This window comes from Bradyrhizobium sp. USDA 4474 (assembly GCF_054057515.1).
Genome location: NZ_JBSRZJ010000002.1, coordinates 4,624,650 through 4,639,442, shown reverse-complemented (window position 1 = coordinate 4,639,442; position 14,793 = coordinate 4,624,650). Strand labels below are relative to the sequence as shown.

Genomic DNA, 14,793 nt, shown 5'->3' with positions numbered 1-14,793 from the left:
ATATTACCTTGCTCCCCATGATCAACAGTGATGGTCTAGACCTGGAGGGAGCCGCGTGTAAGATCGCCGGAAGGTTGAACTGGGTAGGATTGGGTAGAAACCATGAGAGCCAAGGTCGTAGGCCGCCTTGCCGCAAGTCTTACCTCATCTCGCGATGATCAGATGACGATCTATGCGCCGTCGCTGCGAGCCCTTCCACAGAACGCCACGCTCGTCATGGCCACGCTTCCCGTTATCGATTGGAACGACTGTCTCCTGCGAGACCTGCAAGCGAGCCCCATACTCCCCGCTTTCTGCTACACGGCGATGGTCATGATCGATCCGTTTGCGTGCTGGGAAGATCTTGGGGATTTATTGGAAGATGCAAAGGTGACCGGAGTAACGAATTTTCCGCCGGCCGCCATGATTGAACGGACACCGGCCGGAGTGCCGCTCGATAGCGGTCAGGAACTCGAGCTTCGGCGCATGGAGTGGTTTGCAAGCCGCGGGTTCAAAGTCCTATTTGTTGCGTCGGACGAGGCAAAGATGAAAGCAGCAGAGCAACGGCTAGGTGCGCAGGTCGATGCGTTCGTCTATTTGAGCCCCGACGATTTTGCTCTCTCGATTGGATCGGACATTGCGCTCGTAAGCATCGGCTTTCATGGATCATCGTCGATACCGAAGTTCTGCCTGGCCAAGCAGCCGCTCCGAACGGCATGAGGCTTATTCGAGGATCCGCAGCTTCTTAATTTTGTTGTAGAGGGTTTTGCGTGAAAGCCCGAGAGAGCGAGCAGTCCTGCCGCGGTGAAGCCGGTTTCTCTTCAGGCCCTCGATAATCCAGTCCCGCTCGGACAGCGAGGCCGCCGGCCGTGGCCCTGATGGTCCCTGCAAAAGGGGCTTTACCACCTCACCGGTAATGTGACTTGATGGCAGGGTCACAAGCTGATTCACGATCTGCCGCAACTCGCGCAAATTGCCTGGCCAATCGTGACCGGCGAGCGCCAGGAATGCAGAGTTTTCTATCGTGAGCGTCTGGGCGCTGGAATCTCCCTTGGCTTCGACCGTAAAATGTTGAACGAGTTGCGGCAGATCTTCAAGCCTATCGGGAAGCGAAGGTAGCTGGACATCCAGCCCGGTAAAGAGCGCAAGAAGCCGCGGGGACAGAACGCTTTCAAGACCAGCGCCTCGGGCCACCGTCGCGGTCGCAATGATCCGCGCACGGGAACGCATGACAGTTAGCCCGTTCAGAGGGGTAAACCCACCTGTCTCCATATAATCGGCGAGACGTTCCTGACCTTCACGCGAAAGCTGGTCAACATGCAGCAGCAAGACAGCGCCGTCGCTCGATGTCTCCAGGAGCGACAATTGACGTCTGCCGCTCTCAAGGCGCTCGGCGCCGAACAACGGGCCGAGTGTATCCATCGCCGGACCGGGTCGGCAATGAAACAGCGCCGCCTTGGCGTGCCTGCGGTCGCTAAACGCGTGAACCAGGCTTGCTATTCGACGCTTGCCGGAGCCTACCTCTCCCCAGATGAGAACTGGACGGGGGGTGACCGCAACGCGTTTGGTCGTTTCCAGGATGCGCTTCATTGCCGAGGACTGCGCAATGACGCCGTGCCTGAAGCCGCTCAACTGTAGCTGTCGTTCGAGCAGATCCACCTTCTCGCGCAACAGGTGGATAGTTTTGAAACCGGACGTCACCTCGAGGACCGACATCTCCAGAGGCACGCGGTCCAGCGAAGAGCCTCCGATAAACCCCTGGATTCCGGTCTCACGGCAGATGTCCAGGAGCTCGTCCGGCTTTGTGATCGGGCCGCCGCCCAGCAGGCAGATGGTGCTCTTGTTGACCGATTGAGCAACACGCGCAACGGCACTGGTACGCGCTGCAAGTTCAGCCAGGCTGATCGACGGATCGGATTCGCTTTCAACCCCGCGGTTAAGATTGAAGTTGATGCAAATGGCCTCGGCGCCTGCTTCGACCATTCGGGCGGGCTTCGGATTGACTACGCGTATACCCGATCGTCATCACGCCGCGTTTTGCGGCCTTCACAAGGAGCTCGATCTCCCGGGAATATCCAAGGCCGGACTTCTCAAGCAATGACCTGCGGTGATCGTCGATGTGTATGACCGAAGGGAAGTTGGTTACACCTGCAAATCCCCATTTGATGATCCGGTCGAGCCATCGATCCAGATCAAGCTCGGGGTCGAATGTACAGACGCCGAAGAAAACCGGCAGTTTTGTGTTCGGCAGGATCTCGGTCCGCCCGAACCCCGCTACGAACTCGTTGCTATTGCGGATTGGAAGAATGGAGGCGGGCGATGCCCCGCCCATGGCGCGAAAACGGCCAGCATTGAGTGCGAGCACGAAATCGGCGCCCGCCCGCTCCGCGGCCCTGGCCGTCATGCCCGATCCGATCCCCGCACCAAGGACAAACGAACGGGAATTGCGGAAGAACTGCCTGATGCCGGCTCCCTTCACCTTCAGCTGTCCGCGTGTCGATCCTGAGCCGGCATCATCGCACGGCTGGCGTCAAGACTAGCTCCAAGTTGCAGGCGCTTGCAACCGCCGCACCGATTTTCCATTGCTCATGAACAAATGGCAATCGGCAGGAGCGGCTGTGAGAGTGAGCTTTGCCGCGTCCTTGCGCGAGCCGGATTTTGGCGCCCTGGCGACGACCGTTTCGTCCCCAGCCGAACCGTAGATGTACGTGACGCTACCGAAATGCTCAACGAAATCCACGTCGAGTGCAATGGAGATCTCCTGCAGCCCGGGCGTCGTCGAGGAAAAATCATCCGGGCGAATTCCAACGGTAACCGGCTTACCAATGAGTCCTTGGTCCGGCTGGACCGGAACGGATATCGTAGAACCGGCCTCCAGTCGGATGTCCAGGCCATGTTGGTGAGCGGCCTCGACCTTGCCGCCCAGGAAGTTCATCTTTGGCGAGCCGATGAAGCCTGCCACAAAGCGCGAGGCCGGATTGTGATATAGATCGTGGGGGCTGCCGACCTGTTCGATGTTGCCGTCCTTGAGGACGACGATCTTGTCGGCCATGGTCATCGCTTCTACCTGGTCATGCGTCACATAGATCATGGTATTTCCGAGCTGCTTGTGGAGCTTGGCGATCTGAACTCGCATTTGTACGCGCAGCTCGGTGTCCAGGTTGGACAGAGGCTCATCAAACAGGAATACTTTTGGTTCTCGCATGATGGCGCGCCCGATTGCGACGCGCTGGCGTTGCCCGCCCGAAAGTTGTCGAGGCTTGCGATCCAATAGATGGTCGATCTGCAATAGCGACGCCGTTTTGGCTATCTTCGTGGCGATCTCGGCTTTCGGGGCTTTCGCCATGCGCAGGGGAAAGGCCAGGTTCTCTTTCACCGTCATATGCGGATAGAGAGCGTAACTCTGAAAGACCATGCCGAGGTTGCGATCGGCCGCATCGATGTCATTGACGAGCTCGTTGTCGATGAGGAGCCGCCCACCGCTGATGGGCTCGAGCCCGCCGATCATACGCAGCAGCGTGGATTTGCCTGACCCGGACGGACCAACGAAGACGACAAATTCGCCGTGATCGATGGTCAGGTCGATATTGCGCAGGATCTCGATGGTTCCAAAGGACTTCCTGAGGCCCTCCAGGCGAACCTCTGCCATTATGCCCTCCTCTGTCTCGGTTGAGCCGCGCGAGCAGCACTGACCTGAATTTCGCGCAAGCTCGATACAATGAAGTCAGGGGCCATGAGGGACGGATCCTGACGGGTGGGCACGCCCGTTGTGACAAGCACCGTCGAAAGGCCCGCTCTCTTCCCGGCTTGAATATCCGTCGGAACTTGGTCTCCGATCATAATCGTTGACGCGCGGTTCGTCCCCAGGCGCGAGAGTGCGGTCTCGATCATCGGCACTTGCGGCTTTCCGACGATCAAAGGCTTCACTTGCGTAGCGGCAGTCACAGCTGCAATCGTCGCACCCGCCCCAGGCTCGAACCCGCTGCCTGTCGGCAGCAGTAGATCGGGATTAGTTCCGATGAACACAGCTCCATCGAGGATCGCCTCAACGGCAATTCGCATCTTCTCGTGCGTGATACCCCGGTCGAGCCCCATCACAACCGCTTCAGGCCTTTGCTCGGTGATCTCAAGCCCGACATCGCGCATGGCCGTGACAAGCGAGGGAGCGCCGATGACATAGATTCGCGTTAGGTCCGGATATCTCGTTCGAACGAGCTCCGCGGCGCTAATAGCGCTTGTAACGACCTGCGACGGCTCGATCGAAAGACCACATCCTCTCAGCCTGCGGACGACGTCCTCCGGAGTATGCGTTGAATTGTTCGTCGCAAAACAGAATGGCACCCCGGCTTTCCGCCACGCCGTAAATGCTTCTATGGCATCCGCGATTGCGGTGCTGCCACGATAGATGACGCCATCCAGATCGGAGATAATCCCTTCTATCGGCGGCCAGTTGATGTTGGAGCCGACGCTAACCATTCATCAGCATCCCGCCATTCACATGGACAATTTGCCCGGTCATATAGGAAGCTGCGGGGCTGGCCAGGAACACCGCAAGCCCTGCGATATCTTCCGGCTGTCCGACCCGACCCAGCGGAATTCGGCCACTATGGCGCGCTTCGGTTTCCTCCCGCGGACGACCATGCATGGGCGTATCAATAATCCCGGGGGCGATAGCGTTGACGTTGATCTTGAGCGGAGCACATTCATAAGCAAGCAGCTTTGTCACGTCGTGCACGATCGCTTTTGACAAGCAATAGTCGGCGCCGCCAGCCTGGTAGTTGAAAACAGCACCCTGAGATGACAATGAGGACCCGACATTGACGATGCGGCCGCCCTTGCTCCTCATGAAGCGCTCGATCGCTTGCTTGGCACAGCGAAGCACCGCGACGGAGTTTATCTGTATGGTTTTTTCGATCTTCTCGGCGTCGCCCGTGAGTAGGGGCTGAGCCGATTTTATTCCGGCGTTGTTGACCAGGACATCGAGCCTACCGAAGCGGTTGGCGATCTCATCAAGCACCCTGCCAACATCATCTTCTCGTGCCACGTCCATGCTCATCGGCAGGATACCATTGCCGTGCGGTAAGCGTGTCAGAATGTCCCGGAGGTTTTCCACATTTGCGTCGGTTGCCAGGACGTTCGCACCGCCTTGGCGGAAAGCATTGGCAATGGCTGAGCCAATGCCTCCCCCTGCACCGGTCACCAGCACGGTCCTGTGTTCAACTGAGAACTGCTCGGTCATTCCAACTCCAAGATCGATTGAGAATTCAGAAATTCGTCGACGGCCCAACTGCTGGGCATCGAGCTCTGGGCGCCGCGTCGCGTCACACATAGGGCGGCAACCGCGAGCGCCTTTTTGATCGCTTCTCGTATCGGCAACCGGTAAGCAAGTGAGGCTGCGAAAGCTCCATTGAAAGCATCGCCCGCCGCGGTCGTATCGACGACCTTCACAGGAAATGCCCGCAGCGCAAAAGTCGCACTGGCATCGGCGTAATAAGCTCCCTGCGCACCCAAGGTGATCAGCGCCGCTTTGGGCCCCAGATCGAGAAGCTTTCCCGCCGCATGGGCGGCGCTGTCGAAGTCATGCACCTCGACACCGGTGAGCTCGAAAGCTTCTGTCTGGTTTGGGGTGACGAAATCGACACTCCTCCACGCCGCCGACGACAGGCCCGTCCGCACTGGGGCGGGATTGAAAATGAGATCGAATCCCTTGGCGCTCTTCAATGCAAAGAGGTGATTGAGCGCGGCGACCGGCATGCCCATCTCCGCAACGACGATTGCGTCCCGCTCAATAAACTCGGCCGCCTTCTCGACCATGCTTGATGTGACGTTTGCATTTGCTCCCGGGTCTATGACAATCATGTTGGAGCCGTCGTCACCGACGAGGACGAGAGCAGAACCGGATATCTCCCCAGGGCTTACCTCAATGGCGTCGAGACGGACGCCGGCCTCACGCAGCGCTTGCAGCAACGATCGACCGGCATCGTCATCGCCAAGCCGGGTGTAGAAGCTCGGCCGAAGTCCCAATCGAGCGGCGGCCACCGCTTGATTGGCGCCCTTGCCTCCCGCATTCTGCTTTAAGCTTCCCATAAGGCTTTCACCAGGCGTTGGGAGCCGCTCGACGTTGAAGCAGAGGTCGAGATTGGTCGTTCCGAAGAACATCAATGGCCTGGGGCTCATTTCACGGCCCCAAAGGTAAGACCACGTTCGAGATGACGCTGGCCAAGGATGATCAGGATGACCGGCACGATCATGGTCACCACCAGACCCGCAGCCATGACTGGATAGAACTGAACGCCCGGATTAAGCAGCTTGAGCAGGGCGACGGTTACCGGTGCTTTCGTTGAACTGAGGATCACGCCGAGAGCGAAGTTGTGCCAGGCAAGCAAGAAAATAAGCAATGAAGCGCCTATCAGGCCCGGCTTTAGCAGCGGAAGAACGATGTGCCAGACAACACGGTATGGCTTTGCACCATCCATGGCGGCCGCCTCCTCTATGTCCTTTGGAATGTCCTCGATATATGAACGGCTCAGCCAGATGATCATTGGCAGCGTGACGACCTGATAAACCCAGATCATGCCAAAATAAGTGTCATAAAGGCCGACCCTCTGGAACACGCTGAACAGCGGTATGACGACAAGGAGCGCGGGGGCGAAGCGGAAGCCTAGAATGAAGAATGCGATGTCTTCCTTCATAGGGAGATCACGCCGCGCCAGGACGTAGCCTGCGGGCACCCCTGCGATCAGCGATACCAGCACCGCACCAAGCGAGATCACCAGGCTATTGGTGACCGGTGTCAGGAAATCAACTTTGATGGTGCCGTAGCTTGTTGCCCCCGCTTGGGCGGCATCGAATAAGACGCGGAAGTTTTCGAATGTTGGAGTGAAGACAAAGCGCGGCGGCCAGGTCGTGACTTCAGCCTGCTGCTTCAGCGACATCATGACTATCCAGACCAGCGGAAATGTCAGGACCAGCGTACAGGCAACAACCAACGCATTGAGGAACAAGCTTGCAGGCGTTGAGCGATGGAAACGCATCTTTGCCTCGCCTAGCTTACGCGCTGCCGGACGAGCAGCCACAATTTCACCATGGCCAAGGTCCCAACAAGCACGATCAACCAATTGACAACCATGAGCGCAGCACCACGGCCGAAGGCGAGATTTTGAAAGGCCGTAATGTAGGCACGGACCGAGAGCACAGAGGTACTGTCACCCGGGCCGCCCTGGGTTGTTCCGAAGATGATGTCGAACTGATTGAGCGACTCGATAAAACGAAAGACTGCGGCGATCAGAATATAGGGCGCGATGAGCGGAAGCTCGACATGGAGGAACGTCGCCCAACCCTTGGCGCCGTTGACCCGCGCGGCTTCTCTGATCTCCTCGTTGATGCCTTGCAAAGCGGCGAAGATGATTAACGTAAAAAATGGTGTGTAAGTCCAAATGTCGATCAGAACCAGCGAGAACATCGCCGTGCTGGCGTCCGAAGTCCATGTGAACCGGCCGATCCCAACAAGCGAGAGCAAATAGTTGAGGATCCCGTTTTGCGGATCCATCATGGTGGTCCACATCAAGGCGACGCTCATCGGCGGCAATACCAGCGGAAGGAGAATGACAGGCCGCATCAGTCGAGCAAGCAACACGCGGCTTACGAACAATTTGGCCAGCGCAAGCCCGAAGAACGCTTCCGCGAGCACCGCAGAACAGGCATACGCCATGGTCGCACGCACGCTGTTCCAGAAATCCTGGGTCTTGACTGCCGCTTCATAGTTGGTGAATCCAATGAAGCGAACGAGGGGGCGGCCAAACTTGAGATCAGTCAAGGATTGGAAGACGCCATAGGAAAACAGCAAAAGAAATCCGAGCAGTATGATGATCGCGGGAGCAATCGCAGCAAGGCTCCACCAGTCAAGAGCATGCTGCTCGGCGTTTTGCACCTGCTCGTTTTTGTGCGGTGCCAGTTGGCCTAGCGATGATTGTAGCGTCACGGTTGCGTCGATGCCTCGAAAGTTCATCGCTCACTTCTCGAAAGATATTCGCTCGTGGCGGGGCCGCAATCCGCCGATGCCGCCCCCGCGCCTTACATGGAGGAACGGATCTCGGAGGCGAGGTCGGTCAATGTCGACTTCACGTCCGCGCCATTGACCATTTTCTGCATGGCGACTGCCCAGGCGTTCATGGCCTCTGCAAAGCCCACGCGGGGTGTAAAGGCGAGCGCAGCCCTATCCTGCACGGTGTTGAACGTGTCGACGAAATTTGTGAATTCCGGTTTAGCCGCATAGTCGAGCCAAACCTTGTCTCTCCAGGTCGAAGCACGCGGCGAGTTGACGAGCTTGCCTGCGATTGCACCGTTTAGGTCGACCTGCTTTGACGTCGCCCACTGAATGAACAGCCAGGCCGCTCCCTTTTTCTGGGAAGCAGCATTCATGGCGAGCGACCAGATCCAGATGTTCGATTCGAAAGTCTTGCCGCTCGGAGCGCGCAGCGGGGGAGCGAAGGCGATCTTGCCCGAGGCGGGCTTGCCGGCAACATCGTTCCAGAACCCGAACATGTTGGAATCGATCGCCATCGCTGTCCGACCCGAATTGATGCCATCGACCACCTGGTACCAATTGTCATTGGCAAAGGATGGGGCAGCACACTTCTTGATCATCTCCACGTAGTCCTTGTGGAAGGCGATCGACTCAGGCGAATCGAGACCGGTTTCTAACTTGCCGTCCTTCACGACGAAGTCGTGCACTCCGTACGACTTGGCGATCGAGATCGCGGCCGTGTGGATGCTGCTCCAAAAGCGCACTCCCCGCACGCCCAGGGGCGTGATGCTAGGATCGGCAGATTTCAGCTTTTCGCATGCCGCCGACATTTCCGGCGGGGTCGTCGGAACTTTGATACCGTGTTTCTCCAGAATGTCCTTACGGTAGAACAATTGGATGTTTTCGAACCCGTGCGGGATGGCCCATACTTGGCCCCCGCCCGCTTCGATCTGCCCGCCATTGACTTGCCAGGTCAGCGCCTCACGCAATGCGGGGAAGAAGTCCTTGTAGTCATAAGTTTCCGATGTGAGCTTAGGGTGGTTCAGATAGCGGTCGAGCGGCTCAAGCAGTTGACCGGGCGCGAGATCCCAAGCCGGCTGAATGCCAGTGCCGACGACGTCCCACGAGGGGGATTTCGTGCTCAGCTGGATCGTCAGCTTATTCCAATAGGCGTCGTCCGGATAAAGCTCGGGCGTCACCTTGATACCCGTCAACTTCTCGAACTCAGGCAGCTGTGCGGCAACGGCGTCAGCATACGGATGGATGTCGTAAGCCCACACGATCGAAGCGCCCTCGAACTGTCGCCAGTTGATCTCATCCGCTTTGGCCTGGCCGAAAGATGCGGCCGCACCGGCAAATAGAGTTGAGCAAATCAGAGCGGCTTTGACAAAGTGAGAAGAATGGCCGCGCGATGCGGTTAGCGTCCTTGGCATCAGTCCCTCCTCTGGGCTCTTTGGCCCTCAAATTCACGTGCCTCTCGTCCTTGAGGGCCGCGAGTGTTGGAAACGCTAGCCGTGATTGTCTGCCTATATGCGCCCATTCAGATCGAAGTTGGGTACTATTGGGTAAGTCAAGAAACAACTCACGGAAGCCCGTTTCAACAGCCATGGGGAGATGATCAATGCAGGCGCATGTTCTGGCCCCGTGCTGCCAGTCAAGGCTCGAGGCAGCGTCGACTGCTCGGACTGTTTCTTCAGCAGTTGGTTCAAATGCTCAGTTGATCTCGCCGTTCGTCACAGACGCGGCGATGAGCCCCGCTGTCCTCGCCAAGAACGAGCGCGAAGCCATCACCAAGGGCAAAGCCCTCTACGACATCGACGGTCTGGCCGACTTCTCGGTCAACGACAGCGGCGAAAGAGTCCTGGCCCGTGCAGGTTCTTGATCGGGAGGTGCGGTCATCAGCACCAGCCTCAGACACGGTCGCCCATGGCGACTATGTCGACGTAATGCGCCGGATGCAGTCCGCTTCGGTGGATTTCATTCTCACCCACCCGCCCTACCTCTGTCGCGGCCAATCCCGCGATCGGCAGACCATCGCCAAGGACGACCGCGACGACTGGCTTGTGCCCGCCTTCGCTGAAATGCATCGCGTACTGAAGCCCGGCTCCTTATGCCAGAGCTTCTGCAGCTGGAATGCCGCCGACAAGTTCATCGGCGCGTGGCGCGCTGCGGGATTCCGCATGGTGGGCCATATCGTTTTCACCAAGGGATGGCTTCATTCACTCGCTTCGTCGAGAGCAAAGCACGAGCAGGCTTGCCTGCTCGCCTAGGGCGAACCCGCCCGTCCTCTGCATCCAATCGATGACGTCCGCGTTTGGCATTACACCGGTAATCGCCTTCATCCATCCCAAAAGCCAATCAAAGTATTTCAGCCGCATATTGAAGCATTCTGTCCTGCCAACCGACTGATTTTCGAATCGTTTCGCGGGTCGGCTCGACGTTGGTAGCGGCGCAAACGACGGGCCGTGATTATGCTGACATCGAATTGGATGCGCAGCATTGCGAACGCGCTCGGGATGCGGGTGGCCTGCAACGAGTTGCGCGCTGCCTAGCACGCCCCGGCTCGCGAGCCGGGGCACACTTTGCGTTTCGTCTCTACGAGCGCTGCGAGCACGCCTTCCCGGCAGGTTTCTTGGCGGCGTCTAGACGCATTTCCTCAACTGCTTTCCCTAAACTCGTTAATTCCTTGTACGCATCCGGGCTGTTTTTTGTCGCTCATCGATGATCGGCTTTATCCTATTAAATTGCTGAACAATACCAATTACCAGACATCTGCTTGAACGTTGTTAGGTCGTAGACGCCGGAATTTACACCAACTGAAAACGCCTCCAGAGCTCTCAGTTGGGCGCGGAGTTCTTTCTCGGGGCTCTCTTTGGAGAGATGAGCTAAATCTAGCTCGGTTCTAACCTTCATCCAAGCACCTACCGTTGCTTGTATCTTGCGATTGCGGCTATCTTCCTTAGCTGATTCGAACAGAACATTTGTTGCTCTGACCAGCAAAGCGGTAGCGACAACCAGCAGTAACGTAGCCACCCCGGTTAAAAACTCTCCCGGATTTCGGTTTGCATATTCCAGCAGCTTTTCAAAAAACCCCAGCATGGCGCCTCCTGTGTGACTACAGCTAGGATGCCATTAGGCCGCTGCGATTTAGCTTGACGCTGTTCTATTGCGCGAGGAGCCGGCTCATCGTTAACAAGAATCAAGGAAATAGCCAACGCGATCAGCCCTTGCGTGTCGCGGTTTTCGCTCTCCACTCGCCGCGCGAATGTAGCCTGTTGGGCAGCACTCGTTGAGCGGACGTGAAGGGGATCCGAGGGCTTTGCCCCCGGCGAAAACATCGGACAACAAATGTCCGCTGAATATCATGTCGCCTGGGCCCGTTCTTGGTTTTGGACCGACAGTCTTTACCCGGGCCCCCTGCAAGATTGCAAACGGAAGGAAGCGGAAGGATTGTGAGGGTGTGGAATGGCGCGCTTATACACCGCTGCGACATAGGTGCACGGCCAGCACAGGTGCATGGCCGTAATGAGTCGCTCCGCGACAGGTTCATTGAGGCTCATTGCGTCGTATCATTTCTCGGCACAGGCGGTGAATCCGCGCGGCTCCAACTTTCAGAACAGTATAGGCAAACGTAGCAAGCAGCACTTCTCGCGTCTTCAAATGACGTACAGCGATCGCGCTAGGGCAGTTTAACCTTTGGGTCTAGGCACGTCAGCTCACCGACAGCTGATCTTCATAAAGAGGGAGCCAGACAGCAACACACTCCAACGAGGTGGTCCATGGACGCATTTAACAATGTCAATCCATTCGACCGAGACTTCGCTATCTACAACGCCGCGGCGCCACAACCGCAACAGCAGCAAGCGAAGTTCGAGCCGTACTTAAATGAAGTGCCTCAGCCTGATACCGCCGACGAAGACAACCCAGCTTGTCAAGATGCTTACCAACCTCACGTGTCTGAAGAGAAAAGCGTAGGCTCGCCGAGTTGCCGGGTCTTGAGCACCAGAGGTCCGATGGCCCTCATCCGGAATACGCCCTCGTCGGACGCGAAAACGCTGCTGCGCCGCATAGCGCACCGTCGGAAGCTCTGAATTGGCTGAATGAGCTTGCTGCGGGACGTGTCGACCGGAATCTGCTCGAAGCGCTCACGTCTCTCAACTCACCCGTGCCCCATCACCAGGAACCAGATTCAGCCGTTCGACACTTTAACGGGAGTGACGGTTACCAGCCGGTTGCGAACAAGCGATCGGAGATCGCTGCCCTTTCTGGTCGCGATGTTCTCACGGACCAGAATTCCAACTTGCAATTGAGGCCTGCGAAGAGGCAGAGGACGCTCAGCCCGACGGACGGAGATGCGATTGAGCACCAGCTCAATCCCCCTGATAACTCCGCCGCTCGCCACATAGTAGAAGACATGGGCACACCCCTTCGGGCTAGCGATCGGCTGGTCGTTCCTTCGGAAAGCTACGATCAGGATCTGCTATGGCCTATGATGGAGAGCGCCGGCCCATCTTCATCTGTCGCGCCAACAGAGCGTCATGACCGCGCCGAGGATTTGGGAGTGGCCGTCCGCTCCTTCGATCCGCGCCCCGGCGACCGACTCATGTCAGCTGCGCCCGAGGGACGTAGCGCCGTGCCGAGCCAGGACACCCCGCCTGCTCCTTTCATATTCCACAATGACCGCTTCACGGCGCTGTTCGTGCCCGAGGTGGCGATGAGGAGCGGGGTTCCACTCAATTTGTCAGGCGCAACCATTCATTCCGGATCTCGACCGGAAAGCGGATCGCAACCGAGCGCACAGCCGGCGAATCGGCCGTCGCCAGCACTGCTTACACAGATGACGGAGCAAGCCGCTCCGGCTTCCGGCATAGCTGAGACCACGCCCCCATCTTCATCTGTCGCGCCAACAGAGCGTCATGACCGCGCCGAGGATTTGGGAGTGGCCGTCCGCTCCTTCGATCCGCGCCTCGGCGACCGACTCATGTCAGCTGCGCCCGAGGGACGTAGCGCCGTGCCGAGCCAGGACACTCCGCCTGCTCCTTTCATATTCCACAATGACCGCTTCACGGCGCTGTTCGTGCCCGAGGTGGCGATGAGGAGCGGGGTTCCACTCAATTTGTCAGGCGCAACCATTCATTCCGGATCTCGACCGGAAAGCGGATCGCAACCGAGCGCACAGCCGGCGAATCGGCCGTCGCCAGCACTGCTTACACAGATGACGGAGCAAGGCGCTCCGGCTTCCGGCATAGCTGAGACCACGCCCCCGGCCCGCGAGATCTACGCCGCTTCATTCGCCGTTCCTGAGGGCTTTTTACATGGCACCCAACCTGCACCAATCGCGATGATCTCGAAGCTCGACCGCTGGCGCCTCTTGCCTGACGCAGCGCAGCCGATGAAGCAATACGACATTCGCGGTGAGCTTTACACGGCCCTCCGGGGGCCGGGAGGACCCAATGACATTCGGCTCATCCATCACCCACAAATGTAGACGCCAGCGACAGCCGTCCCACGAGGTGCCAATCCCCACAGCTCGTGTAAGGACATGTTGGTGGACTATAACTCGCTTCAGCCAATCTTGCGAGACTTAGTGGGGCACCGGGCGTTGCGGATAAGCGGCGTGCCCCCGGGATACGCTTGCCAACGTCACCGTTTAGCGACTCCCTGTCACGGCGAACAGCTCTCCCTCCTTTGTTGCTTGCTCGGAGCGTGATCACGTTGGCGGCCTAGTCGCAACGAGGCGTTGTACGACGAGATCGACGGTCCTGCCGACGATCTCCAACGGTCGCTCTTTGGTGCAATATCGGCCCATATCTCCACTTTTCTCTGGACGCCCGAGGCCAGGAACGGTTGGGATCGACGCGTTAGGTGGCGGCTCTTCGAAGCCCTGATCCAGGACATGTAGCTTGCCTGGCCGCGAGAAATTCTAGCGTGGCGCCGCGCTGAGAGGTCCGGCTCAACGTCACGCGGCATTAAACCGATCGACGTCGATCTATGCTCGGAGCCCCATTGATTCACAGCCCTTCTAGCTGTCAGCACGATGGCGGTGCTGCGTATCGCGATCCGCCGTAAGCCGCCGAACGAATGCTGAGGAACTCCGAGGTGCGATGGAAGCGCTATAAAGGCCTACCAATCCATGGAGGAGATTTCGCACCTGACGCGAGCTAGCTTGCAGGCATTAGTGATTTCGGAGCTTTCTTCGATGTTGATCGTTGTACTATTTTGAAGCCCGACCAGTTTGGCGGCATCGGTCTTTTCTCCCCCACTCATTTGCCAAAAGATGCTCTAGTTTGGATTCACAACCCGATCGTTGACATCGCCGTCACGCCCGAGCAATACAAGGCTCTAGCTCCAACATTTCAAGCTCTGCTTGATAAACATGCCTATCCAAGAGACCACAAAGCTAATGACGGCGTTGTCGAGTACAATGCTGACAACGCTCGGTCCATGAATCACAGCAGTTACCCAAAACACAGATCAAGACGATCATTGCCGCATTTTCACAACCCGTGACATTAAACCTGGTGAAGAACTGACGTGTGATTACTTGTCGTTCGATCCAAGCTGTGACTTATCGTGAAATAAAGAGGAATCGCCGAACGTTTGTGCCGCAACGGTCTAAGTGGCTGTGTATTGAGTTTGCGGTCTGACGATGTGATTGCCGACGACTTTGCATGGCGGCATTCTGCGCTGGTTCTGGCCATCGACCGACGCGACTTTTCCAAGATGCTCGACGAACTTAAGATGACAAGGGAACGCAGGTTTCGAGGCAGATCACTCCGCGCGGAGAG

16 protein-coding genes are annotated in these 14,793 nt (G+C 57.7%); 6 read left to right on the top strand and 10 right to left on the bottom strand.

The features are described from left to right. The first annotated feature begins 162 nt into the window (after window positions 1-162). On the top strand, window positions 163-699 hold the full coding sequence (locus ACVW16_RS23785) for a hypothetical protein (RefSeq protein WP_456701517.1): 537 nt from the start codon (window positions 163-165) through the stop codon (window positions 697-699). A gap of 3 nt (window positions 700-702) precedes the next feature. Here ACVW16_RS23785 and ACVW16_RS23780 read toward each other — a convergent pair whose 3' ends face one another. The 9 genes from ACVW16_RS23780 to ACVW16_RS23740 form a co-directional block, all read right to left on the bottom strand. Beyond that, window positions 703-1,962 carry a phosphoenolpyruvate hydrolase family protein gene (locus tag ACVW16_RS23780; RefSeq protein ID WP_456802435.1) on the bottom strand — a complete coding sequence of 420 codons (1,260 nt, stop codon included), beginning with the start codon at window positions 1,960-1,962 and terminating at the stop codon, window positions 703-705. After that, entirely contained in the window at window positions 1,916-2,458 is a 543-nt protein-coding gene (locus ACVW16_RS23775; protein WP_456802434.1) for a phosphoenolpyruvate hydrolase family protein, read from the bottom strand. The genes ACVW16_RS23780 and ACVW16_RS23775 overlap by 47 nt, the downstream gene beginning before the upstream one ends. Before the next feature lie 57 nt (window positions 2,459-2,515). Then, window positions 2,516-3,628, bottom strand: coding sequence for an ABC transporter ATP-binding protein (locus tag ACVW16_RS23770; protein ID WP_456701515.1), 1,113 nt, complete (start codon window positions 3,626-3,628; stop codon window positions 2,516-2,518). Next, window positions 3,628-4,455, bottom strand: a complete 828-nt coding sequence (locus ACVW16_RS23765; RefSeq protein ID WP_456701514.1) for an HAD-IIA family hydrolase — start codon at window positions 4,453-4,455, stop codon at window positions 3,628-3,630. Before ACVW16_RS23765 ends, ACVW16_RS23770 begins: the two co-directional genes overlap by 1 nt. Continuing rightward, the gene (locus tag ACVW16_RS23760) at window positions 4,448-5,218 is read right to left on the bottom strand and encodes an SDR family NAD(P)-dependent oxidoreductase (RefSeq protein ID WP_456701513.1); all 771 of its coding nucleotides are present in this window, start codon (window positions 5,216-5,218) and stop codon (window positions 4,448-4,450) included. The genes ACVW16_RS23765 and ACVW16_RS23760 overlap by 8 nt, the downstream gene beginning before the upstream one ends. Beyond that, window positions 5,215-6,138, bottom strand: a complete 924-nt coding sequence (locus ACVW16_RS23755; protein WP_456705161.1) for a ribokinase — start codon at window positions 6,136-6,138, stop codon at window positions 5,215-5,217. Before ACVW16_RS23755 ends, ACVW16_RS23760 begins: the two co-directional genes overlap by 4 nt. Before the next feature lie 14 nt (window positions 6,139-6,152). Continuing rightward, window positions 6,153-7,013, bottom strand: a complete 861-nt coding sequence (locus ACVW16_RS23750) for a carbohydrate ABC transporter permease (RefSeq protein WP_456701512.1) — start codon at window positions 7,011-7,013, stop codon at window positions 6,153-6,155. Between the two features lie 11 nt (window positions 7,014-7,024). After that, complete coding sequence (locus ACVW16_RS23745) at window positions 7,025-7,987, bottom strand: carbohydrate ABC transporter permease (RefSeq protein ID WP_456701511.1); 963 nt, start codon at window positions 7,985-7,987, stop codon at window positions 7,025-7,027. A 65-nt stretch (window positions 7,988-8,052) separates the two neighbouring features. Continuing rightward, entirely contained in the window at window positions 8,053-9,438 is a 1,386-nt protein-coding gene (locus ACVW16_RS23740) for an ABC transporter substrate-binding protein (protein ID WP_456701510.1), read from the bottom strand. 188 nt (window positions 9,439-9,626) lie between these two features. On the opposite strand from ACVW16_RS23740, the gene ACVW16_RS23735 reads away from it, so the two are divergent. Beyond that, window positions 9,627-9,887, top strand: coding sequence for a hypothetical protein (locus ACVW16_RS23735; RefSeq protein ID WP_456701509.1), 261 nt, complete (start codon window positions 9,627-9,629; stop codon window positions 9,885-9,887). Continuing rightward, window positions 9,874-10,275 (top strand): hypothetical protein, encoded by a 402-nt coding sequence (locus ACVW16_RS23730; protein WP_456701508.1) that lies wholly within the window; start codon window positions 9,874-9,876, stop codon window positions 10,273-10,275. The genes ACVW16_RS23735 and ACVW16_RS23730 overlap by 14 nt, the downstream gene beginning before the upstream one ends. A gap of 469 nt (window positions 10,276-10,744) precedes the next feature. On the opposite strand, the gene ACVW16_RS23725 is transcribed toward ACVW16_RS23730, so the two are convergent. Then, a complete protein-coding gene (locus ACVW16_RS23725; protein ID WP_456701507.1) occupies window positions 10,745-11,104 on the bottom strand; it encodes a hypothetical protein in 360 nt (119 codons plus the stop codon). A gap of 680 nt (window positions 11,105-11,784) precedes the next feature. Here ACVW16_RS23725 and ACVW16_RS23720 point away from each other — a divergent pair. The 3 genes from ACVW16_RS23720 to ACVW16_RS23710 all read left to right on the top strand — a co-directional run bounded on the left by ACVW16_RS23720 (window position 11,785) and on the right by ACVW16_RS23710 (window position 14,582). Next, window positions 11,785-12,096, top strand: a complete 312-nt coding sequence (locus ACVW16_RS23720; RefSeq protein ID WP_456802433.1) for a hypothetical protein — start codon at window positions 11,785-11,787, stop codon at window positions 12,094-12,096. 470 nt (window positions 12,097-12,566) lie between these two features. Next, window positions 12,567-13,493 carry a hypothetical protein gene (locus tag ACVW16_RS23715; RefSeq protein ID WP_456802432.1) on the top strand — a complete coding sequence of 309 codons (927 nt, stop codon included), beginning with the start codon at window positions 12,567-12,569 and terminating at the stop codon, window positions 13,491-13,493. Window positions 13,494-14,453: 960 nt separating this feature from the next. After that, window positions 14,454-14,582, top strand: a complete 129-nt coding sequence (locus ACVW16_RS23710; RefSeq protein WP_456802622.1) for an SET domain-containing protein — start codon at window positions 14,454-14,456, stop codon at window positions 14,580-14,582. Window positions 14,583-14,793: the final 211 nt, after the last annotated feature.

Bases quoted from the DNA above. Each gene is read 5' to 3' on its own strand.
- ACVW16_RS23760 (WP_456701513.1), bottom strand. From the start codon at position 5,218: ATGACCGAGCAGTTCTCAGTTGAACACAGGACCGTGCTGGTGACCGGT.
- ACVW16_RS23750 (WP_456701512.1), bottom strand. From the start codon at position 7,013: ATGCGTTTCCATCGCTCAACGCCTGCAAGCTTGTTCCTCAATGCGTTG.
- ACVW16_RS23780 (WP_456802435.1), bottom strand. From the start codon at position 1,962: ATGGTCGAAGCAGGCGCCGAGGCCATTTGCATCAACTTCAATCTTAAC.
- ACVW16_RS23755 (WP_456705161.1), bottom strand. From the start codon at position 6,138: ATGTTCTTCGGAACGACCAATCTCGACCTCTGCTTCAACGTCGAGCGG.
- ACVW16_RS23720 (WP_456802433.1), top strand. From the start codon at position 11,785: ATGGACGCATTTAACAATGTCAATCCATTCGACCGAGACTTCGCTATC.
- ACVW16_RS23785 (WP_456701517.1), top strand. From the start codon at position 163: ATGACGATCTATGCGCCGTCGCTGCGAGCCCTTCCACAGAACGCCACG.
- ACVW16_RS23765 (WP_456701514.1), bottom strand. From the start codon at position 4,455: ATGGTTAGCGTCGGCTCCAACATCAACTGGCCGCCGATAGAAGGGATT.
- ACVW16_RS23770 (WP_456701515.1), bottom strand. From the start codon at position 3,628: ATGGCAGAGGTTCGCCTGGAGGGCCTCAGGAAGTCCTTTGGAACCATC.
- ACVW16_RS23745 (WP_456701511.1), bottom strand. From the start codon at position 7,987: ATGAACTTTCGAGGCATCGACGCAACCGTGACGCTACAATCATCGCTA.
- ACVW16_RS23735 (WP_456701509.1), top strand. From the start codon at position 9,627: ATGCAGGCGCATGTTCTGGCCCCGTGCTGCCAGTCAAGGCTCGAGGCA.
- ACVW16_RS23725 (WP_456701507.1), bottom strand. From the start codon at position 11,104: ATGCTGGGGTTTTTTGAAAAGCTGCTGGAATATGCAAACCGAAATCCG.
- ACVW16_RS23740 (WP_456701510.1), bottom strand. From the start codon at position 9,438: ATGCCAAGGACGCTAACCGCATCGCGCGGCCATTCTTCTCACTTTGTC.